The organism is Solilutibacter tolerans, assembly GCF_900155935.1.
Taxonomy (GTDB): domain Bacteria; phylum Pseudomonadota; class Gammaproteobacteria; order Xanthomonadales; family Xanthomonadaceae; genus Solilutibacter; species Solilutibacter tolerans.
Genome location: NZ_FTLW01000003.1, coordinates 210379 through 232142 on the forward strand (window position 1 = coordinate 210379; position 21764 = coordinate 232142).

The 21764-nt window shown below is 61.4% G+C and carries 21 protein-coding genes; 5 read left to right on the forward strand and 16 right to left on the reverse strand.

Annotated features, from left to right (window positions below):
- Window positions 1–13 precede the first annotated feature (13 nt).
- From mrcB to BW989_RS07280, 5 genes are all read right to left on the reverse strand, one after another.
- Window positions 14–2497 carry a penicillin-binding protein 1B gene (gene mrcB, locus BW989_RS07260; protein ID WP_076586868.1) on the reverse strand — a complete coding sequence of 828 codons (2484 nt, stop codon included), beginning with the start codon at window positions 2495–2497 and terminating at the stop codon, window positions 14–16.
- Between the two features lie 83 nt (window positions 2498–2580).
- Entirely contained in the window at window positions 2581–3510 is a 930-nt protein-coding gene (locus BW989_RS07265; protein WP_076586870.1) for a glycosyltransferase family 2 protein, read from the reverse strand.
- Window positions 3510–4478, reverse strand: a complete 969-nt coding sequence (locus tag BW989_RS07270; protein WP_076587249.1) for a glycosyltransferase family 2 protein — start codon at window positions 4476–4478, stop codon at window positions 3510–3512. Before BW989_RS07270 ends, BW989_RS07265 begins: the two co-directional genes overlap by 1 nt.
- An 11-nt stretch (window positions 4479–4489) precedes the next feature.
- On the reverse strand, window positions 4490–5428 hold the full coding sequence (locus tag BW989_RS07275; protein ID WP_242651370.1) for an SDR family oxidoreductase: 939 nt from the start codon (window positions 5426–5428) through the stop codon (window positions 4490–4492).
- A complete protein-coding gene (locus BW989_RS07280) occupies window positions 5421–7463 on the reverse strand; it encodes a RelA/SpoT family protein (protein WP_242651391.1) in 2043 nt (680 codons plus the stop codon). Before BW989_RS07280 ends, BW989_RS07275 begins: the two co-directional genes overlap by 8 nt.
- A 155-nt stretch (window positions 7464–7618) precedes the next feature.
- Here BW989_RS07280 and BW989_RS07285 point away from each other — a divergent pair, with 155 nt between their 5' ends.
- A complete protein-coding gene (locus BW989_RS07285) occupies window positions 7619–8125 on the forward strand; it encodes a hypothetical protein (RefSeq protein WP_076586872.1) in 507 nt (168 codons plus the stop codon).
- A gap of 20 nt (window positions 8126–8145) precedes the next feature.
- Here BW989_RS07285 and hrpA read toward each other — a convergent pair whose 3' ends face one another.
- Window positions 8146–12186 (reverse strand): ATP-dependent RNA helicase HrpA, encoded by a 4041-nt coding sequence (gene hrpA / locus BW989_RS07290; protein WP_076586874.1) that lies wholly within the window; start codon window positions 12184–12186, stop codon window positions 8146–8148.
- A gap of 87 nt (window positions 12187–12273) precedes the next feature.
- Here hrpA and BW989_RS07295 point away from each other — a divergent pair, with 87 nt between their 5' ends.
- Window positions 12274–12828 carry a Dps family protein gene (locus BW989_RS07295; protein ID WP_076586877.1) on the forward strand — a complete coding sequence of 185 codons (555 nt, stop codon included), beginning with the start codon at window positions 12274–12276 and terminating at the stop codon, window positions 12826–12828.
- A 33-nt stretch (window positions 12829–12861) separates the two neighbouring features.
- Here the strand turns inward: BW989_RS07295 and BW989_RS07300 are convergent, their stop codons facing one another.
- From BW989_RS07300 to BW989_RS07320, 5 genes are read right to left on the reverse strand one after another with little or no spacing between them, the layout of a single operon-like run.
- The gene (locus BW989_RS07300; protein WP_076586879.1) at window positions 12862–13770 is read right to left on the reverse strand and encodes an aspartate carbamoyltransferase catalytic subunit; all 909 of its coding nucleotides are present in this window, start codon (window positions 13768–13770) and stop codon (window positions 12862–12864) included.
- A 1-nt stretch (window position 13771) separates the two neighbouring features.
- Window positions 13772–14236 carry a Holliday junction resolvase RuvX gene (gene ruvX, locus BW989_RS07305; RefSeq protein ID WP_076586881.1) on the reverse strand — a complete coding sequence of 155 codons (465 nt, stop codon included), beginning with the start codon at window positions 14234–14236 and terminating at the stop codon, window positions 13772–13774.
- Window positions 14233–14799: a YqgE/AlgH family protein gene (locus tag BW989_RS07310; RefSeq protein ID WP_076586883.1), complete on the reverse strand. Its 567-nt coding sequence runs from the start codon at window positions 14797–14799 to the stop codon at window positions 14233–14235. The genes ruvX and BW989_RS07310 overlap by 4 nt, the downstream gene beginning before the upstream one ends.
- Before the next feature lie 32 nt (window positions 14800–14831).
- The gene (locus tag BW989_RS07315; protein ID WP_076586885.1) at window positions 14832–15965 is read right to left on the reverse strand and encodes a PilT/PilU family type 4a pilus ATPase; all 1134 of its coding nucleotides are present in this window, start codon (window positions 15963–15965) and stop codon (window positions 14832–14834) included.
- Between the two features lie 41 nt (window positions 15966–16006).
- Window positions 16007–17044 (reverse strand): type IV pilus twitching motility protein PilT, encoded by a 1038-nt coding sequence (locus BW989_RS07320; RefSeq protein WP_076586887.1) that lies wholly within the window; start codon window positions 17042–17044, stop codon window positions 16007–16009.
- A gap of 86 nt (window positions 17045–17130) precedes the next feature.
- On the opposite strand from BW989_RS07320, the gene BW989_RS07325 reads away from it, so the two are divergent.
- The 3 genes from BW989_RS07325 to BW989_RS07335 are packed head-to-tail and all read left to right on the forward strand — an operon-like array spanning window position 17131 to window position 19166.
- A complete protein-coding gene (locus tag BW989_RS07325) occupies window positions 17131–17814 on the forward strand; it encodes a YggS family pyridoxal phosphate-dependent enzyme (protein WP_076586889.1) in 684 nt (227 codons plus the stop codon).
- A gap of 42 nt (window positions 17815–17856) precedes the next feature.
- Window positions 17857–18699 (forward strand): pyrroline-5-carboxylate reductase, encoded by an 843-nt coding sequence (gene proC, locus BW989_RS07330; protein ID WP_076586891.1) that lies wholly within the window; start codon window positions 17857–17859, stop codon window positions 18697–18699.
- Window positions 18699–19166, forward strand: coding sequence for a DUF4426 domain-containing protein (locus BW989_RS07335; protein WP_076586893.1), 468 nt, complete (start codon window positions 18699–18701; stop codon window positions 19164–19166). Before proC ends, BW989_RS07335 begins: the two co-directional genes overlap by 1 nt.
- A 17-nt stretch (window positions 19167–19183) precedes the next feature.
- Here the strand turns inward: BW989_RS07335 and BW989_RS07340 are convergent, their stop codons facing one another.
- The 5 genes from BW989_RS07340 to BW989_RS07360 are packed head-to-tail and all read right to left on the reverse strand — an operon-like array spanning window position 19184 to window position 21686.
- The gene (locus BW989_RS07340; protein ID WP_076586894.1) at window positions 19184–19579 is read right to left on the reverse strand and encodes a DoxX family protein; all 396 of its coding nucleotides are present in this window, start codon (window positions 19577–19579) and stop codon (window positions 19184–19186) included.
- Window positions 19580–19639: 60 nt separating this feature from the next.
- Entirely contained in the window at window positions 19640–20467 is an 828-nt protein-coding gene (locus BW989_RS07345) for a cobalamin-binding protein (RefSeq protein WP_076587255.1), read from the reverse strand.
- Window positions 20467–20823, reverse strand: a complete 357-nt coding sequence (locus BW989_RS07350; protein ID WP_076586896.1) for a YqfO family protein — start codon at window positions 20821–20823, stop codon at window positions 20467–20469. Before BW989_RS07350 ends, BW989_RS07345 begins: the two co-directional genes overlap by 1 nt.
- On the reverse strand, window positions 20823–21425 hold the full coding sequence (gene pdxH / locus BW989_RS07355; protein WP_076587258.1) for a pyridoxamine 5'-phosphate oxidase: 603 nt from the start codon (window positions 21423–21425) through the stop codon (window positions 20823–20825). Before pdxH ends, BW989_RS07350 begins: the two co-directional genes overlap by 1 nt.
- Before the next feature lie 57 nt (window positions 21426–21482).
- Window positions 21483–21686, reverse strand: a complete 204-nt coding sequence (locus BW989_RS07360; RefSeq protein ID WP_076586898.1) for a dodecin family protein — start codon at window positions 21684–21686, stop codon at window positions 21483–21485.
- Window positions 21687–21764 lie beyond the last annotated feature (78 nt).

The following is a 21764-nucleotide window of genomic DNA, read 5'->3' on the forward strand; positions in this document are numbered from 1 at the left end:
ATCGCCACCTTCCTCATCGTGAAGGCGGCGGCTGGGCCGGTGGCTGCTGCTGCGCAGGTGGCGGTGTAGTGGCCGGGTCTTGCGGCGCACGCCGGCCACCCATGCCAAACAGGTCGCGCCAGAAGCCGCTTCCGGACTCTGGCTGTCCTGACTCGATCGGCTCGATCGGATTGCCGTATTCGTCGACCGGTACCGGCGGCGGGGCGATCACGCATTGCTCGTACGACGGCGCATAACCCTGCACGAAGGCGAAGCGACGCACACCCGGGCAGCTGGCATCCGTGGCATGACTGCCTGCAACCCACTGCCAATCGATGCCATCGTCGCCGACTTCCAGCGGCTTGCTGGGCAGGCGGGAGAAAATCCCCGACCACACGCGCATCGCACCTGTTGCACCATACAAACCTGTGGGCTTGTTCTGGTCGTTGCCAACCCAGACCACGGCCAGGTGATCGCCCGTCCAGCCGGCAAACCAGCTATCGCGGCTGTCATTGGACGTGCCGGTCTTGCCTGCCGCCTTGAGTCGACCCAAGCCGTCGGACACCAGCTGACGACCCGTGCCCGACGACACTGCCTGTTGCAAGGCGATGGTGACCAGGCGCGCAGCGATCGCATCGCCCTTTTGCGCCGGCGCTGGCGCTTTGTCATAACGATTGAGAGCGCGCCCGTTCGGATCAAGCACACCACGCACGGCATGCAAGGGCTGCACTTCGCCCCCCGAAGCCAGAAATTGATACAGCTGTGCCATCGCATAAGGGCTCTGGTCGGTCGAACCAAGCAGCAGCGACGGATTGGTCTGGGGTTCGATGCCTGCCAATGTACGTGTCAATTGCGCGACGCGTTCCGGACCGACATCCATGCCTAGACGCACGGTGGCCAGGTTGTACGACTGCGCGAGCGCATCGATCAATCGGACCGTGCCGTGGCTACGCCCATCGGAATTCTTCGGCGACCAGCGCTGGCCATCGCCTTGACGAATGGTCAGCGGTGAATCATCAACATAACTGGCCAGCGACCATTTGCCTGGCTGTGCGAGCGCGAGCAGATAGACGAACGGTTTGATGATCGAACCCACCGGCCGCTGCGCTTCGACGGCGCGATTGAAGCCCGGGTTGGAGAAGTCTCGGCTACCCACCGCGGCCACGACTTGCCCCGTGTGCACATCGGTCATCACCAAGCCCGCCTCGAGCGGTGCGTTCTTGCGCGGGCCAAGCGATTTCAGCGTCCGCGTCACCGCGCCCTCGGCATACCCCTGCGCTGCCGGCGACATCGCCGTCATCACCGACAATCCGGCCCCCTGCAGCGAGTCGGCCGGGTAATCGCGCACCAGCTGGCGACGCACCAGGTCGACATAGGCGGGGAAGCGATTCGGCGCGGCACCGCCCGGCTCCTTGCTCACGCCCAGCGGCGCTTTGACCGCGCGATCGTGCTCTTTCTGGTCGATGACGCCCGTTTCCAGCATCTCGCCCAAGACGAAATTGCGCCGCTCAGTGGCGCGCGCGGGATTACGACGCGCGTCGTACCAGGAAGGCCCGTTGACCAGTGCGATCAGCAACGCGATCTGTTCGGTATTGAGCTGGTCAAGGTTACGGTCGAACCAGAACTCGGATGCGGCGGCCACGCCGTGGATAGCCTGCGATCCGCGCTGTCCCCAGTAGACCTGATTGAAATAGGTTTCAAGGATGGTGCGCTTGTCGTAACGCGCCTCCAGGATCAGTGCGTAGAGGATTTCCTTGAACTTGCGCGAGAACGTCACCTCGCTGCCAATGCCAAGCAGACCGCTGCGTGCCAGCTGCTGGGTCAACGTGCTGCCACCCTGCAGACTCTTGCCACGCGAGCGCAGGCTGACCCAGATGCCGCGCGTCATGCCCGAGATATCGATGCCGTGGTGGCGGGCGAAATCGCGGTCTTCCACCGCCTGCAGGCCCGTGACGAGGGCCTCGGGCACCTCATTTAGGCTGACCAGGCGGCGCTCCTCCTGCTTCTGCCCGTACAAGGTGGCGATGCGTGCGGGGTCAAGGCGCGCAGCGCGCAGGTTCGACTTGCGGTCGGCCTGGCGGACAGAGGCCACCCGACCGCCACTCATTGTGACCTGGATGCGCTGCGGCGCGATGCGCCCTTCGACATCGAAATATCCCCGGCTCGAAATCGTGAAGGTATTGCCGTTGCGCGCATAGCTGCCAGGCTTGCTGCCTGCACCGTCATCCCGATAAGCGGCAGCATCCAACTCCGTCTTCAACGTATTCGCATCCAGCGCGATGCCGGGTTCCAACTGCAATGGCCGTGCATAAACACGGGTCGGCAGTTGCCACTTCAACTCGCCAAAGCGTTGGCTGACTTGGTGATTGAGATAGAGCGTGTACGGGATGAGGAAACCCAGCCCGATACCGACCAAGGCCAGAAAGGCCACCAAGAGTCGCCGACCCCAACCCGATCCGACCGTCTGATGGTCGCCTTCGTCGTCGAAGTCGGGATCGTCGTAATCGTATTTGGCCATGCAGGGAGCTGAGGCGCCTGGGCGCGATAAATGGAAAGACGGCAGTCTAGCCCAGATGCAATCAACGCCCGTAGGGCGAAAGTTCAGCCTGCGTTGTCCGATTTTGCCCCGGTTCGGCCAAGCAGGCCGTCTTTCACGCCGGCCAACATCGCAAGCGCGTTGGCCCTCCGCGGCCGGACCAGCAGCGAGAACCGCAGCAGCTTCAACAGGGCGCGCGGAATATCCTGCGCGATCCACAGCCATGGCGTGGCGATGCGGCGGTAAAGCAATATCCGGTTCCGCATCATGTAATACAGCCGCACCGGCGAATGAACGAAGCTGGCACCGAGCGGCAACCGGCGAACGCCATCACCGATGCGATGCCCCATGCGTGCATCGCCTATCCCATACAACGCGTGTCCCGCACGAGCGGAACGGAACGACCATTCCAGATCGACGTTGTCGATGAACAGCCCTTCATCCATCCCGCCCACGCTATCGATCACCGCCATCGGAACTAGCGAGCCCGAGGTGATCAGAAAATCGCAGCGCACTGTTTCACCCCGCGCCACCGCAATCTTGCGGTTGAGCGGGAACCCAACCCGCACGAATGGCGCGAGCACACCATCGCGCAGGTCTTCAGCCACCGGGCCTACCGCAGCCACTTTCTCGTGCATGGAAAGTCGCGCCAAGGCGGCATGCAGCATCTCGACCATGTCATTGGCAGGCAAGCTGTCCTGGTCCATGAGGAGCACATGGCTCGCGCCCTTCTCGCGCGCACAAGCGATGCCTTGATTCAGCGCTGTCGCTATACCGAGGTTGTTCTCGTTTTCAAGCAACATCGCATCGAATCGCTTCGCCAAATCTCGTAAGGCGATCCGCGCCGTTTCCTCTGAAGCGTTGTCTATGATGGCGATAGCAGACACTTGAGGTCGCAAGCGCGCCAGCTGGGCTTCAAGCGCAGCCAGGTCAGGCTTGTAGGTGACGATGACGGCGTGGGTACGTGAGTCCGTAAGTTGAGGTTGGCGCTGCATCAATCAATCCCCAACACATCTGCCAAGGCAGAGCGCAGACCGCTACCGAAACGGCCATAACGACCACTTCGCCATTCACTCCATGCCTGTCGTAAGCGCGAAGATGATGCTACCGAAACCTTTGCACGGGCCTGAGCGTGGCGGAGACGTTCTTGAACATCTCGGAGATGCCGCCCGCATGAAGGCGTACCTGCGACATGCCTCTCCATAGTCAACCAACGCGTCTCACCTCGACGCATGAATTCGATACGCCCCCTCCCCAGACCCCATTGCTGCAGACCCAACTTTTCCTGCACACCTATCTGATTGTTGCAATGCTGGCGATAGTCGATGACCACTTCATCCAGCGTATCGACCTCTCCCTGCATCGCACCGAGGATGGCAAACCATTCGTCATGCGCCCAGCCATCGCCCACCGGCAATGCCGAGGAAAGCAGGCTTCGCCGCATCGCCATGGCTGCACCTGTGACGATGTTCCGGCGCAGCAAGACATCGAAGGCGCGACCTGAATGCATCGCCTCCATTTCACTGGCGGAGACTTCCAACACTTCAAACAATCGGCGGCCTGATGGCTGGCCTTCGCCATCCACCAATCGCGCATCCCCATGCAAGACCTGCAATGCTGGCCGCGGGGCAAATACCGAGGCCATGCGCTCGATCTTGCGCGGATGCCAGACATCATCCTGGTCGCAAAGGAAAAGCAATTCAGCATCACTACGCTGCAAGGCCTGCTCAAAATGGCGGACGTAACCGATATTGGTCTCGTTACGGTGCAGGATCACCTCGCAACCCGCGCTTGAACGGTCGGCAGCGAAAGCCTCGAGCAATGCCCATGTGTTGTCGGAAGACGCATCGTCCGATAACACGTACGTGGCGGGCTGCTGCGTCTGCACGCGCAGGCTCTCCAGTTGTGCCGGCAAGAAGCGTTCACCGTTGTAGGTGCATAGCACCACCGCGCAGCGAGGCATGACCACGGCACTCACCGCTTGACCTCTAGCCAGCGCGTGACATCGGGGGAAAACCCGCGGGGATGCACATCCAGCAACATCGTCAGCTGATGATTGTTCGCGACCAGATCATCGTCCACCCGCGACAAGGCACCTCGCAATTTCGGCATCGACTTGCCTGCCAACTGCATCAGCCAACGAGGCACGGGCAGCGGCATCGTCCACACGGGCATGTCATCACGCAGCCTGCGAAACATGTCATCGATGCGAATACGCTCACCGCCACCGATTTCGATGATCTTGCCCTGCGCCGATGAATTGTCCATCGCATGCAAGGCTGCCAAGGCGACGTCTTCTGCATGCACGGGTTGTCGCAAGCCTTGCCCCTTGGGATACGGGAACAGTCGCGTTTGTAATGCACGCCGTGCTATGAGGCTGAGGTTTTCATCGACACCCAGTCCGTAAATCATCGTTGGTCGAAGGACTGTCCAGCCGATCCCCAAGCGTTCGCATTGCGTGATCAGCGCTGATTCCGCCTGGCGCAACGACGCCGACAACGCACGATCTTCGGCAACGATGGAATTACGCTTGCTTTCCGCGCTCATCGAGCTGGTGGCCACCAGCCACTGGCACGGCGCAGCCGAAAGCGTGGACAACGCATTGGCCAATGCCTGCATCGGGCCGAAACTGATCAGCCACTCACAAGCGGTCACATCGGGCCATCCTTCGGCGAGATCCACGCGATGCCACTCGACAGACAGATCTTCGGGCGCTTGCTCGGCACGACTCAATGCCACCACACGGTGCCCTTGCGCATGCAGCATCGGCATCAAGGCGCGGCCAATCTGGCTGGTCGCGCCGGTCAGCAACACGCGTGGGGGTGGGTCGAAGTCTGGCAAAGCAGCATCACGGCTAGAAGTGTCGGCACAGTTTATCGCTTGCCCCACCACGGCCGCGCGCACCTTACCCACGCCGCGCTTCTTGCACCCCCGGCAGCGCCGCCAATTTCCCGAGCAACTGGGACAATTGGTCGATGTCGCGGATCTCCACGCCTATCGCCAGCCGCTGGCTTCCATCGCGGGTAGCGCCGTCGCTACGAATGGCCCGCACCATCACGCCTTCCTGCGCGATCAGATTGCTGACATCGCGCAGCCATCCCTTGCGGTCGATGCCGCTGACCACGATGTCCACGGCCTGTCTGGGCGAAGCGTCGCCCCAATCCACCGGCATCAGGCGCTCGGGCTCGCGTTCCGCCATGCGTTTCAATGATGCGCAATTGGCACGATGCATCGACAGACCGCGACTGCGGGTGAGATATCCGATCACCGGCTCACCCGGCACCGGCTGACAGCAACGCGCCACATGCACCAACAAATTGTCAACGCCCGCGACCGACACTCCCGGCCGCGCATGCGATTCCGATTTTGTCGATGCAGCAGGAGCGAACGTCTCGGGTTCGGGCTCAGGTGCTCGTCGCGCATCGTTTAACGCACGCACCACTTGCGTAGGCCCGATCTCGCCTAGCGCCACCTTGACCTGCAGCTCGTCGACAGTCTCGAGATGGAAGCGCGTCGTGATCGCCGACAAATCTGCATCGGCCAAACCCATTCGCTTCAGCTCACGCTCGAGGATCTCACGCCCGGCCTGCTGGTTGCGCTCACGATCCAGTTTGCGAAACCAGGCGCGCACTTTCTCGCGAGATCGGGGACTCGCAAGGAAACGATTGCCGGGCAGCAACCAATCGCGGCGTGGCTCGCCCGTCTTTCCCACCATCACTTCGACGCGCTCACCCGTCGTCAATTTGTAATCCAGCGGAACGATGCGCCCATCCACCTTGGCACCGCGGCAGCGATGGCCGATGTCGGTGTGCACGCGATAGGCAAAGTCGAGCGGCGTCGCACCCAGCGGCAGATCCACCACTTCGCCCTTGGGCGTGAGGGCATAAACGCGCTCTTCCACCAACTCCTGATCAAGGTCGGCGCGAAGTGATTCGTCTCCTAGTTCGTTCTCGGCATCCAGCAGCCGTCGCATCCACGCGACCTTGCGCTCAAGCGCAGCATCGCCAGCGCCACCCTCCTTGTAGCGCCAATGCGCGGCAACTCCGAGTTCCGCATGGCTGTGCATGTCACGGGTGCGAATTTGCACCTCGACCACTTTTCCTTCCGGCCCCACCACGCAGGTATGCAGTGATCGATAGTCATTAGCCTTGGGGCGCGCGATGTAGTCATCGAATTCGCCCGGCACCGGCATCCACAAGGCATGCACTACGCCAAGCACCGCGTAACACTCGGGCGTGGTATCGACCAATACACGCACCGCGCGCAGATCGTATAGACCTTCGAACGGGAGATCCTTCTTCTGCATCTTTCGCCAGATACTGAACAGATGCTTGGAGCGCCCAGCGACTTCGGCCGTCGCCAGCCCATTGGCTTCCAGCGCATCACCCAGCACGTCCTTGACTATGTCGATATAGGTTTCGCGGCCACGCCGGGTATCGTCCATCAAGCGTGCAATACGACGATAGGCATCAGGCTCAAGCACGCGGAAGGCGAGGTCTTCCAACTCCCATTTCAATTGCCAGATACCCAGCCGGTTGGCAAGCGGCGCGTGGATATCGCGTGTCAGCTGCGCCAACACATGGGCATCGGGTGCACTGACACGCACGGCGTCACGCAGGCGGGTCAAATGACGCGCCAACAATATCGGCACTACACGCAAGTCTTGGCTCATCGCCAGCAACAAGCGTCGCAACCCTTCCGGATTCGACCCTTGCCCCTGCTCGGCATGCAGCGCGCGCACTTGCGCTTCTGCGGCCAGGCCTTCCAGCAGTCGCTGGATCGAAGCAGACATCATGATGTCGGGCGGAATTCCGTTCTCGAACGCCGCATCAATGAGCGCCGCCGAAAGCATGTCTTCATCGGCATTCAAGGTAACAAGCTGCGCCAAGGTATCGGATGCACGATCCCGGGACGACTCAATTTTCGCGTGCCCCAGGGTTGTTTTCAGCCAGGCGCGCGCTTCTTCGCCCAGCCCGTCGAGGGCAGGTAAAAACAGGAGATCTGACAAGGGCGCGGGGGCAGCCACGGCAACTTCAACTTTAATGACGCATTCATTGATCAGGTATGGCTACACTACCGACAAGCCCAGCGATTGGAACCCCCATGCGCATGATCCGCTCGTTCATTGTCATCAGCCTGCTACTTGCTTCGACCACCACGATTGCCCAGCAGCGAGACGGCACTCCTATCGAGCGGCAGATGACTGCCGAAGAATTCAAGGCGGCCGGGCTAGACAAGCTTTCGGCAGAAGAGCTCGCCCGACTGAATGGCTGGCTGAACCGCACCGTGGTGCAAGAGTCAAAAAAGGCGGCAGCGGCTGCTCTGGCAGTAGCCAAGCAGGATGAAGAAACAAAAGCCAATCGCATGTTGCAGTTTGGCGGCGGCGAGGCGTTCGATGCCAAGATGACTGGGCACTTTGACGGCTTCGAACGCGGCAAGAAGTACACCCTGGACAATGGTCAGGTGTGGGAGCAAATCGACGATGCGCGCATGTACGGGGTCAAGCTCGACAATCCAACGGTTTCGCTCAAGCCAAGTTTGTTTGGCAATGCCTGGTACATGCGCGTGGATGGGAGAGCCGTGAACGCCAAGGTGAAGCGCGTCAAATAACGCGCTGATCTTTTAACGCGTCAATCTACTGCCTGCATCTTCGCGATGCGCGCCGCCAATTTCTTTGCCGATATGCCACCTTTCGCACCCAATTCTTGTGCATAGGTCGCGACGCGCAATTCCTCCAGCTCCCAACGCAACGCCTGGGCATCGACATGCGCCGGATCCGCTTCTGCCAAGGCATCGACGAAAGGTTTCAACTCCAGCATCCGCGCCTGATCTTTTTGCGGATCACGTTGCGCGCGCTCGGCGCGCAATGACAACGCCTTCAGATAACGAGGCAATTCCACCAATGCCTCGGCTGGTGTTTCACGCAAGAAACCGGGCGCCGCCAAACTATCAAGATGGGCGCGCATGTCGTCCAAGTTGCCACTAGCCCACCCCATCAGCCGGGATTCCAGTCGTGCGCGCACTTCGGCGATGGCCGTGAGAATGGCATCGGCCTGCTGCAGGCGGCGCATAGATTCAGCAAACAGCGTTTTGCCGATGCTCTCGGCTTCACTATCGAAAGTGCCGCGATCGCGAATCGGCATCAGTCGCTCGTCATTACTTAGCGAGGAAAACGCACCCTCGACCAAATCTTCTCGCAGCTGATCGGCATCACGCGCCAGCGGCTTGCGCAGCGCATCCAATTTGGACGGCGCATGGTCCAACGCGGCATAAAGCAAGCCGGTTTTCGGGGGGATCGGCAGTTGCCGGCGCGCTTGCTTGAACTTGTCGGTCAGCGCGATACGCAGCAGGCGGCGCACTCCGGCAGGATGCAATCGCTGCGCCGTGTTGCGCTGCGCATGGACATGCAACGATGCAGCATCGCCATCGTCCTGCAACGCCGGATAAGCGGGGATGCCGCCATCCCCCATGATTTGGACGGGAATCGGATCTTCCGGAAACGACTGGAGGCCGCTCCGAGCCATGTCCTTAGCCGCGCGCGAGGCAAAAGCACGCTGCGCGCGATCACCGTATTTCGTTCGCAACTCGTCAAGGTCACGCGAATGTGCAAGCACTTGCTTGCCCGATTCATCTTGCAGTTGCAGGTTCATGCGCAAATGGGGGTCGATGTCGGCCTCATCAAAATCGGCCACCGACATCTCCACGCCCGAAAGCCTCTTCAGGAAGCGCGCAAGCACCGAGGTCATCGCATCGCCCCCGGGCTCAGGGTGCGCTTGTGCGAAGGCGCGCGCAAAGTCCGGCGCAGGCACGAAGTTTCTTCGCAAGACCTTGGGCAAGGACTTGATCAATGCCGCCGCCTTGTCCTGGATAAAGCCAGGTGCCAACCACGACAAGCGCGCATCATCCAGTGCGTTGAGCAAATGCAAAGGGACGACGAGGGTCATCCCGTCGTCCACCGCACCAGGCTCGAAGCGATAGCGCACGGCCAGACGTGCATCGCCCAACGCCAAGTAGGGCGGGAAGCGCACGGCATCGGTTTCGTCCGCGATCAGCAGATCATCCCGCGTCCATACAAGCGCAGCCTGCTCGGCCTTCGGCAATCTCTTGAACCAGGCATCCATCGCCTGCGCGCCGTGGATCTGCGCTGGCAATCGATCCAGATACCAACGTGCCTGCCAATCTTCATCGACTACCAGACCAGCTCTTCGCTGCTTGGCCTCCTCTTCCTTGGCCTCCTGCAGCGTGAGCAGGTTGCGCGGCAGGAAGGTGCTTCGTGTATTGATGTCGCCCGTCACCAACCCATCGCGCACGAAGATGGCGCGCGATTCTTCCGGATACAGGGCGCCGTAATGCACGGGTTTCTTCGGGGCCAGCACCAAACCGAACAAGCTGATCTGTTCGCTGCCGATCACCCGTCCCTGCGAACGTGACCAATGGGGGTCGTGATGGCGACGTGCCAGCAGATGCGGCAATTCCGCGATGACCCAATCCGGCTCAATCGCCGCATTGGTGATGGCCCAGACCCGCTCGGTGTCCAGCAACGTCGCCGACAAGACCCAGGCGGGCGGCTTGCGGGCAAGTGCGGAGCCCGGAAACAACTGGAAGCGACGTCCCCGCGGGCCTTCGTACACACCGCGGTCACCCAGATGCGCTACTTGCGTTGGCAGGCCAGCGATCAAGGCGCGATGGAGTTTGGCGTAGTCGACGCGGGTGACTTCTTTCAGGGCATCCGTCTGCTGCGTGGGGCCATGCTTATCGGACTTCGAACTGTCCGGAGCGGGCTTGCGCGATTTTTCACTCGGACCCTGCTTGTTTGAAGAAGCGAGAACGCGGCCACTCGACCATCCCATTTCCTCGCATTGCAATTTCAATTGGCGATGAAGTTCACGCCATTCGCGCAGCCGCAGGAAGCCAAGAAAATGTCTCTCCGCCCATTTGCGCAGCTGTGACTGGCTAAGATCCTCATGGGCGATGCGGAAAGCGTCCCACAGGTTCCAGATACCTATGAATTCGGATTTCGCGTCGGCGAATTCGGCATGCACGGCATCAGCCGCTGCACGAGCATCTGCTGGACGCTCGCGTGGATCCTGAATGCCCAGGAAACTGGCGATGGCCAACATCTCGTGCAACACGCCGTGCTTTTCGGCAGCGATCAGCATGCGCGACAGCTTTACATCAACCGGCAACTTGGCCATCTGCTTGCCGACGGCGGTCAATTTGCGCTGCCCGTCGATCGCACCAAGTTCTGACAACTGCTGCCAGCCATCGGCCACGGCGCGTGGATCAGGCGGCTCAAGGAACGGGAACGTTTCGATATCGCCGAGGCCAATCGATAGCATCCGCAGGATCACGCCCGCCAATGCGGCACGACGGATTTCCGGATCAGTGAACTCGGCGCGCGCCCCGAAGTCGGTCTCGGAATACAGACGGATGCACACTCCATCGGCCACGCGGCCACATCGACCGGCGCGCTGGTTGGCGCTGGCCTGCGAGACAGGTTCGATATGCAGGCGGTCCAACTTCTGGCGCGGGCTGTAGCGTTTGACGCGTGCGTACCCGGGATCGACCACGTAGCGGATCCGCGGCACAGTGAGCGAGGTCTCCGCCACGTTGGTCGCGAGCACGATGCGGCGCTTGACCCCGGGCTGGAACACCTTGTCCTGGTCACGCGCGGACAATCGCGCATAGAGCGGCACGACTTCGGTCGAGCGATATTTGCGCCGCTCCAGCGCAAGATGCGCATCGCGAATTTCGCGCTCGCCCGGCAGGAAGATCAGGGTGTCGCCCAACGGGTTCTCGCGGGTGATTTCATCACAGGCCGCCACGATGCCATCCAGCACGCTGCGCGCGCCTTCATCCTCACCCTCACCCTCCAGCGGGCGATAGCGCAATTCGACGGGAAAAGTGCGGCCTTCCACCTCGACCACCGGCGCATCCCCGAAATGTTCGGCGAAACGCGCGGTATCAATAGTGGCGGATGTCACGATGACCTTGAGGTCGGGACGCCTTGGCAACAATTGCCTCAGATAGCCGAGCAAAAAATCGATGTTCAGGCTGCGCTCGTGCGCTTCGTCGATGATGATGGTGTCGTAGCGCGACAGCCAGCGGTCATTCTGAATCTCCGCCAACAGGATGCCATCGGTCATGAACTTGATCGCCGTGGCATCGCTGACCTGATCGTTGAAGCGCACTTGGAAGCCCACCGCGCCGCCCATCGGCACTTGCAACTCTTCAGCCACGCGCCGCGCAACCGACCGCGCCGCGATGCGCCTGGGCTGCGTGCAGCCGATCATCCCGGCCTGGCCGCGTCCCGCCAGCAGACACAATTTGGGTAGTTGCGTGGTCTTGCCGCTGCCGGTCTCACCCGCTAACACCACGACTTGATGTTTGCGAATGAGTTCGATGATGACATCAGCGTGCGCAGCTATCGGAAGATCGGCATTGATCGTGGCCACCGGCAGTTGCGCGGCACGTCGTTCGCGCTCCGTGATGGATGCCTGCAATTTCGTCGCGAAGGCATCGCGCAATCCCTCATCATCCGGCTTGGCTTTCCACTTCGACCACAAACCGATCAGTCGACCACGGTCACGCGTCAGCGCAGCATCGATTGCGCGCTTAGCCTGCCCCGGTTGGACGGCGATATCGATAGATGGGGTGGAGTCGTTGGGCATGGCTAATGATTTCAATCAGGTATTTTCATCGCGCCGAAACACGGGGAAGGGTATTGTCACCGCATCCCCCCTCAAAGGATTGTTTCCATGGCCAAGAAAAAAGCATCCGCCAAGAAAACCAGCAAAGCTGCCAAGGTGGCTCCCAGCCCGCATGCGGACGGTGCCCCGGCCATCGACATCGGCATCAGCGCCAAAGAACGCGCCAAGATCGCCAATGGTCTTTCGCACTTCCTTGCCGATAGTTACACCTTGTATTTGAAGACGCACAATTTCCACTGGAATGTCACCGGTTCGATGTTCAATGCCTTGCACAATATGTTCGAAGCGCAATACACCGAAGAATGGACCGCACTCGACGAGATCGCCGAACGCATCCGCGCGCTCGGCTTCAATGCACCAGGCAGCTACACCGAATTCGCCAAACTGACCTCCATCAAGGAAGAGCCCGGATTGACCGATACCGCCAATTGGCGGGAGATGGTCAGCCAGCTGGTCGCCGGCAACGAGGCCGTCTGCCGCACTGCACGCGAGGTGCTGGAGATCGCCGATGACGCCGACGATGCACCCACCGAAGACCTACTGACCCAACGCCTGCAAATCCACGAAAAGTACGCTTGGATGTTGCGTTCGCTGCTGCAGTAATCAAGCCGCAAGCAGCACACGCGGAACGTGCGTTCAGCCGAGCGCACGCTCCAGCACCGCTATCCGCACCTTCACCCCGTTGGCGACCTGCCACAGAATCACCGACTGGGGGCCATCGGCCACCTCATCACTGATTTCCACGCCGCGGTTCATCGGCCCCGGATGCATCACGATCGCATCCTCCTGGGCCAGACGCAGGCGCTGGGTCGTGATGCCGAAGTCGCGGTGATAGCTGTCTAGTGAATCAACCAACCCGTCTTCCATCCGCTCGCGCTGCAGGCGCAGCGTCATCACCACATCGGCATCGCGCAAGGCAGCGTCCAGATCATCGGTGACCATGCTGCATGCAGATAGCGTGTTGTCATCCGGCAACAGCCCAGCCGGCCCACAGGCACGAATATCGGTGACGCCCAACTTCTCCAACGCGACCAGATCACTGCGCGCAACGCGCGAATGACGGATGTCGCCGATGATCGCCACACGCAGCTGGCTGAAATCACCGCCCTTCCAGTCGCGGATGGTGAGCATGTCCAGTAATCCCTGCGTCGGGTGCTGATGGCGCCCATCGCCTGCATTGATCAGAGCCGTGCCTGGCTCGGCTTGCTCGGCCAGCGCGGCCACTGCGCCATTCTCGCGATGGCGCACGATGAAACCGCGTACGCCCATCGCCTCGATGTTCTTGAAGGTATCTAGTGCAGTCTCACCCTTGGTGGTGGACGATGTCGCCGCTTCGAAGCCCAACACGTCCGCACCCAGGCGCTGCGCGGCACGCTGGAAGCTGAGGCGAGTGCGCGTGGATGGCTCGAAAAACAGCGTGCACACACCTATGCCGGCCAACCGCTGGCGCAGATCGATTGCTTCATCGTAGCTGGACGCGCGATCCAGCAGTGCGATGATCTCGCCTCGATCCAGCTCTCGCAGCGACAACAGGTGTTTCGACATTTCAGGACTCCGGGTTGTCGGTCAGCGGTACGGCTGTATCAGGCGCGGCGATCCAGCGATCAAGAATGACGGCGGCGGCTACGGCATCGAGCAATTCGGCATCGCGGCGGCGGCGTTGACCTTCCGCACGTCCGGCGGCAAAACGCTGCGCAGCCTCAATGCTGCTGCTACGCTCATCAACCATCAGCACAGGCAACTTGAAGCGTTCCAGCAGGGCGCGGGCGAAACGCTGGGCACGCACACGCGATGGCTGGTCACTGCCGTCCAGCGTCAACGGGTCGCCGACGATGAAGCCTGCAGGCATCCATTCTCGCTTGAGCTTTTCGACTGCTGGCCAATCGGCCTTTTCATCACGCATATCCACCACGGCGATGCCGCGTGCGCCCGCACCCAGGCGACTACCGACTGCCACGCCGATGCGACGTGCGCCGACATCGAACGCCAGCATCGTGCCATCCAGCCTCATGCGCGACCGCTGTAATGGGTCATGCGCTCGAAGTTGACGCCGACCAACCCGGCCGCCGCCTGCCAACGCTGTTCCAGAGGCATGCGGAACAACAGATCGGCATCGGCTGGTGCAGTCATCCAGCTGTTCTCGGCCATTTCCAGCTCCAACTGCCCGGCACCCCAGCCCGCGCAACCAAGCGCGATGAGCGCCTGTTCAGGGCCATCGCCATCCGCCAAGGCTTGCAGGACATCACGCGAGGTGGTCAATGACAAGCCACCCGGCAGGCGGATGCTGGAATCCCATTCGCGGTCGCCATCGTGCAGCACGAAACCGCGTTCTGCGTGCACCGGGCCACCCGCAACCACGGGTAGCGCACGCAGCGCAGCGTCACCGCCTTCGATATTGAGTTGATCGAAGAGCTGCCCCACGGTGAATTCGGAGGCTCGGTTCACCACGATACCCATCGCGCCATCGCCGTCGTGCTGGCAAACCATCACGACGCTGCGGGAGAAATTGGGATCAACGAGGCCAGGCAGCGCAATCAACAGCTGCTGCGACAAGGCGGAAGCGGAATCGGACATGGCGCCAGTTTAGCGCCCTGCCCGCATCCGGGTCACTTGACCTCTGCCACCTCGACGCCGTCCAGCCCTTGGGCCAAGGTCCGGGCGTCGCCACTTTGCGCCAGTTTGATCCTGAGGCGCACCTCGTTCTGCGAATCGGCATAGCGCAGTGCGTCGTCGTAGCTGATCTCGCCCGCCTGATAGAGCTCGAACAGGCTCTGATCGAAGGTCTTCATCCCGAGTTGGGTCGAATCCTTCATCACTTCTTTGAGTTTGTGGACTTCGCCATCGCGGATGTAGTCCTGCACCAGCGGCGTGCCCAGCAGGATTTCCATCGCCACCCGGCGGCCCTTGCCGTCGCTGCGCGGCACCAACTGTTGCGCGACCACCCCCTTGAGGTTGAGCGAGAGATCCATCAGCAGCTGGTCGCGACGGTCTTCGGGGAAGAAGTTGATGATGCGGTCCATCGCCTGGTTGGCGTTGTTGGCATGCAGCGTGCACAACACCAGGTGACCGGTTTCCGCGAAGGCGATCGCATGATCCATGCCTTCGCGCGTACGCACTTCGCCGATCATGATCACGTCCGGGGCTTGGCGCAGGGTATTTTTCAACGCGTTTTCCCAACTGTCGGTGTCGATGCCAACTTCACGCTGGGTGATGATGCAGCCCTCGTGGCGGTGCACGAATTCGATCGGGTCTTCAATCGTGATGATGTGTCCGGTCGAGCTCCTGTTGCGATGGCCGATCATCGCTGCGAGCGACGTGGTCTTACCCGTTCCTGTCGCGCCGACGAAAATGATGATGCCGCGCTTGGTCATCGCCAATTGCTTGATGATCGGCGGCAGGCTGAGCTCTTCGACCGTCGGGATCTTGGTCTCGATCCGGCGCAACACCATGCCAACCTGGTTGCGCTGGTAAAACGCCGAGACACGGAAGCGCCCCACACCGGCCAGACCGATGGCGAAATTGCATTCGTGGGTCTTTTCGAATTCTTCGCGCTGCGGCGGCGTCATCACCGAGATGACCAGGTCGCGGCTTTGCTGCGGCGTCAGCGGCACGTCATTGACCGGCGACAGCTTGCCATCGACCTTCATGGACGGCGGCATACCGGCGGTGATGAACAGATCCGAGGCGCGCTGGGCGGCCATCAGCTTGAGGAGCGAGGTGAATTCGGTAGGCGTGGTCATCGCGGTACTCCTTGGGGTCGGCGCTTAAGGCCTTCCCGAAATCAATCAAACAAACGCTTGTCTTTCGCGTATTCGCGCGCCTGCTGCTTGGTGATCTGGCTGCGTGCCACCAAGTCCTGCAGATGCTGGTCGAGCGTCATCATGCCGTGCGACTGGCCGGTCTGGATGGCCGAATACATCTGCGCAACCTTGTCCTCGCGGATCAGGTTACGGATGGCGGGGATACCGACCATGATCTCCCACGCCGCCGTACGCCCGCCGCCGACCTTCTTCAGCAGCGCCTGGGCAATCACCGCACGCAGCGACTCCGACAACATCGAGCGCACCATCGGCTTCTCGCCCGCCGGGAACACGTCGATGATGCGGTCGATGGTCTTGGCCGCCGAGGAGGTATGCAAGGTGCCGAACACCAAGTGGCCTGTTTCCGCTGCTGTCAGCGCCAAGCGAATCGTTTCCAGGTCACGCAACTCACCAACCAGGATGTAATCCGGGTCTTCACGCAAGGCGCTGCGCAGCGCCTCGTTGAAGCCATGTGTATCGCGATGCACCTCGCGCTGGTTGATCAGGCACTTCTGCGAGGTATGCACGAATTCGATCGGGTCCTCGGCGGAGAGGATGTGGCCGTACTCGTTCTTGTTGATGTGGTCGAGCATCGCCGCAAGCGTGGTCGATTTGCCCGAACCCGTAGGCCCGGTCACCAGGATCAAGCCCTGCGGCTGGTTGATCAGTTCACGGAAGATCGGAGGGCAGCCCAGTTGATCGAGGGTCAGCACTTCTGACGGAATGGTACGGAATACCGCACCTGCGCCGCGGTTATGGTTGAACGCATTCACGCGGAAGCGCGCAAGACCCGGGATCTCGAACGAGAAGTCGGTTTCCAGGAACTCTTCGTAATCACGGCGCTGCTTGTCCGACATGATGTCGTAGATCAAGCCGTGCACGGTTTTGTGATCCAGCGGCGGGATGTTGATGCGACGTACATCACCATCCACGCGGATCATCGGCGGCAGGCCTGCAGACAAATGCAGGTCGGACGCCTTGTTCTTGACGGAAAACGCCAACAGTTCTGCGATATCCATGTGCTTTCCCCAATTCGCGGTCCATCCCCACCTGCGACCGCCGCAAACGGCAGAATAACCACATCCCACCCCATTTGGCACCCGTCATGCCTCGAGCGGTCGAACGACTTGCCCAATTGCAGGCTCACCTGGTTACGTCTGCGAAACAATCCGGCCGTCCAGCCCCCGTCCTATTGGCGGTCAGCAAGACCCGTGACAGCAGTGAAATCACTGCTCTTAATGCCGCGGGCCAACACAGGTTTGGCGAGAACTACGTGCAAGAGGCCATAAGCAAGATGCGCGAATTGGTCGGCAACAACATCGAGTGGCATCTCATCGGCCACCTGCAGTCGAACAAGGCCAAAGATGTGGCGACCCATTTCGATTGGGTGCAATCGGTGGACCGGATCAAATTGGTCGATGCGCTGGCGAGGCATCGCCCGGGCGATCGCGGGGCACTCAACCTGCTGGTGCAAGTCAACATCGACGATGAAGCCAGCAAGCATGGCTGCACGCCTGCCGATGCCGAAGCTATCTGTGAGGCGATAGCCACCCATGAGTCACTTGCATTGCGCGGGCTGATGGCAATTCCCGCACCGTCGGTTGACGTGGATGTGCGTCGCACTGCCTTCCACGATATGCGTCTGTTGTTTGATCAGCTGCGCGAGCGCTTCCCGTCGATGGACACCTTGTCGATGGGGATGAGCGACGACGCCGATCTCGCCATTAGCGAAGGCAGCACGATGGTGCGCATCGGCACCGCCTTGTTTGGTCCCCGCCCGGCGAAATAGTCGAAGGGCTATCCTGATGCGACATTCCCACCCCGCATTGCCATGAAATCGCCAGACGCCAAACCTTCGCTCCCCACCATCGCCTTTATCGGCGGCGGCAACATGGCGCGCAGCCTGATCGGCGGATTACTGCAGGCAGGCGCAACTGCAAACCAGGTGCACGTGGCCGAGCCCGTTGCTGAATTGCGCGATGCACTGGCGCGCGATTTCAACGTACACGTCTTCAGCGATGCTGCCTCGGCCGCCACCCACGCCGAGGTCTGGGTGCTTGCGGTGAAACCGCAAGTATTACGCGAGGTCTGCACGGTGCTAGCGCCCGTTGCGCAAGCGAATCAGCCGCTGGTCGTCTCCATCGCCGCCGGCATCACCGGAGCGCAGATTGGTCGTTGGCTCGGCGGCGGCATCGCGGTCGTGCGCTGCATGCCCAACACACCGGCTTTGCTTGGCGCTGGCGTGACCGGCCTGCATGCCAACAGCACCGTGAATGCCGAGCAACGTGACATCGCTCAAACCTTGTTGACCAGTGCCGGCAAGACCGTATGGGTCGATGACGAATCGTTGATGGATGCGGTGACCGGCGTATCGGGCAGCGGCCCGGCTTACGTGTTCCTGCTGGCCGAGGCGCTGCAAGCCGCCGGTGAAGCCGAAGGGCTGCCCGCTGATGCTGCGCGCACGCTGACCATCGAAACACTGCTGGGTGCATCGCGCATGTTGGCCGCCGATGACACGCCTGCTGCCGAATTACGTCGCCGGGTGACATCACCCAATGGCACCACGCAGGCCGCCATCGAAAGTTTCGAAGCCGATGGTTTCCGCGAAGTGGTTGCGCGCGCTGTGCATGCCGCACGCATCCGTGGCGCGGAACTTGCAGCCGCGAACGATTGATGAAGCCATGGCCCACGCTCGGATTGTTGCTCTTGCTCGTCGGCTGCAGAGGCGAGCCGCCGTCACCCCCTGCCGCTGCACAAGTCCCCGCGCCTGCTGAAACGCGGGTGGGCGATGTCATCGTCCGTGCCAGCACCTTGCCCACGATGCAGCTCAATGAGGCGATGGCGCGCAGCTATGGCGTGGAGCGCACGGAAGGCAGTGTGCTGATCGTGGTGGGGCTGCGTCGCGAATCCGCCACGGGCGAAAAGGCCATCCCCGGCACGGTCAACGCGACTGCCACGGACTTGTTCGGACGCGCGCAGACCATCACGATGCACGAAGTCGAAAGCGCGGGCTACGTCGATCACGTGGGCGTGGTTCCCGTCTCGATGCCGGATACCCTGCGATTCCGCATCCGCGCGCAACCACAAGGCGCGGCGTTGGCGACACTGGAGTTCCACCGCGACTTTTTCCCGCCGCGGTAGTCGCCCGGGCAGAGGGCTCAGCGTTGGTTGATCGCGTAGCGTCCCGGTCCGAGCAAGGCGAGCGCGACGGCGGTCGCCAGGAACATGCCCTGCAATTCCAGTGCCCAGCCGCCTTGCTCGTTGAGCTGGCCCAGCTGGCCCATGTGCGCCAATCCCACGGCAAACACCATGTTGATGGCAATCACGGCGCTGCCGATACGTGAAAAACAACCCATCAGCACGAGTACCGGCGCCAGCACCTCACCGATCAGCACGCCATAGCTCATGAAGGCAGGCAGGCCATGCGACGTCAGCATGCCTTCGATCCCACCCAGGCCGCCGCGCAATTTGGCAATGCCATGCAGCAGGATGAGCACGCCCAGTGCGATGCGAAGGATGAGAAGTCCGAGGTCGTGTCGATTGGAGGCTTTCAAAGGCCGCTCCCTGAAAATATGAACAAGGATGATGGCGGCATTGGCCCAGCGGGTCGAGCCTCAAGGTGGAACAGTCTGTCCGCTCGGCCATCCCTCTGATCGCTTGGCGGACCAGGCCTGGATGATGCGGGCGAGTTCGCGCACCCCGTCCGTCAATGCCGCCGGGCCGGGCTGCAGGATGAGCGGCGACTTGATTTCGTGCAGCTCGCCATCGCGCACGGCAGGAATGTCATTCCAGCCAGCGCGTGAAGCAACGCGTTCCGGGCGGAACTTCTTCCCACACCAGCTGCCGATGATGATGTCGGGCGCGCGGCGGATCACTTCATCGCTGTCTTCCAGAATGCGCTGCTTGGCCAACGACTCCCGCGCACGCTCGGGAAAGGTTTCAATGCCGCCGGCGATCTCAATTAATTCACTCACCCAGCGGATGCCGGTGATGAGCGGGTCATCCCATTCTTCAAAATACACCTTGGGATGATGCGAGAGCCGGGCGGCCTGCGCGGCGATGTCGTCCAGCCCGCGCTGCAGATCATCCGCGCAGGCATCGGCTTTGTCGCCAACGCCCACCAACGCGCCCAGGCGTCTTATGTAGGCGAGGATGTCATCGACGCTGCGATGGTTGGCGATCCACACCTCCACCCCGCGCCGAATCAATTCGGCGGCGATGTCCGCCTGGATGTCGGAGAACCCGATCACGAAGTCCGGCTTCAGCTTGAGGATCTCGCCAATCTTCGCCGAGGTGAACGCACTGACCTTGGGCTTCTCCTTGCGCGCCTGCGCTGGTCGCACCGTGAAACCGCTGATGCCGACGATGCGGTCCTGCTCGCCGAGCGCGTACAGCGTTTCCGTCGGCTCTTCGGTCAGGCAGACGATGCGCCGCGGACCGATCACGTCGCGACTTCCGGCATCGGGAACCAGGATTCATCGACGAATACCGCCGGCACTTCCCACGGGTGGTGACGATGCACACCTTCGCTCAACACGCGTTGCAAGCGCTCTGCGTCGCGGGGGATGGCGAATTCAATCCGCACGGTGTCGCTGCGCACCAACTCACCCGCGCTGCCCAACGTGGGATGGGCGGCGGCGCCCGGACGAAATTCTTCTTGTCCGCCCGGGGTGATCCACATCACTTCGCTGTAGTCCCCCAACGCGAGCGCATCCACGGCATGGATACCTGCCCGCAGCGTCTCTACGTACTCGGGCGGCACGAACACGGTCACGCGATAAACGGGCAACAGCTGCATCAGGGATACAACATGCGCTTGGACCAATCCCCGCCCATGCCGCGCTCATACAACCAACGCTCATGCAGGCGAAATTTGGCACCATGCCAGAACTCGATCGCACGAGGCACGACGCGCGTGCCCGACCAGTCTGCCGGCCGCGGCACTGCACGGCCTTCGAACTCACGCTCGAACGCATCGATACGGCGCTCGAACATCTCGCGCTCGTCCAGCGTGCGCGATTGCTCGGAGGCCCAAGCGCCGATCTGGCTCATGCGTGGACGCTCTGCGAAGTAGGCATCCGCTTCTTCATCGGATACACGTTCCGTCGCGCCCTCGATACGCACTTCGACGCCTGCTTCGCCCAGATGCGGCCACCAGAACAACAGCGCCGCTTGCGGGTTGGCGGCCAACTCCGCGCCTTTACGCCCGTCGGTATGGCTATAGAACACGAAACCGCGCGCATCGAAATTCTTAAGCAACACGATGCGCGCGGCAGGCTGTCCTTTCGCGTCGGCGGTAGCCAAGGTCATGCCGGTGGCATCGGCCTCGCAGCCCTTGGCCTCCTCGAACAAACGCGCGAAGGCGTCCAGTGCTTCGAGTAATAACGGGTGAGTATTCATCTCGCCATTGTGGCGTGCGCCGCCGATGCGCGCACGCACTTGGATCAAGAATCCGGTTTACTGCACCAGGAATGTGATCTTGAGGTTGACGCGCCACTCCTTGACGCTGCCATCGGGGCCGCAGACCACTTTGATCTCGTTGACCCAGGCGCCCTGGATGCCCTTGACCGTCTCGGAGGTCTTGGCCAGGCCCTTTTTCACTGCGTCTTCCATGCTGGTGGCCGATGCGGCATTGACTTCAATGATTTTTGCGACTGACATGCGGGTTTTCTCCTGGTTTGACGGCCCAATGCCGTGTGCCGAGCATGGCAGCCCGTGTGTTAATTCCCTGTACGATTG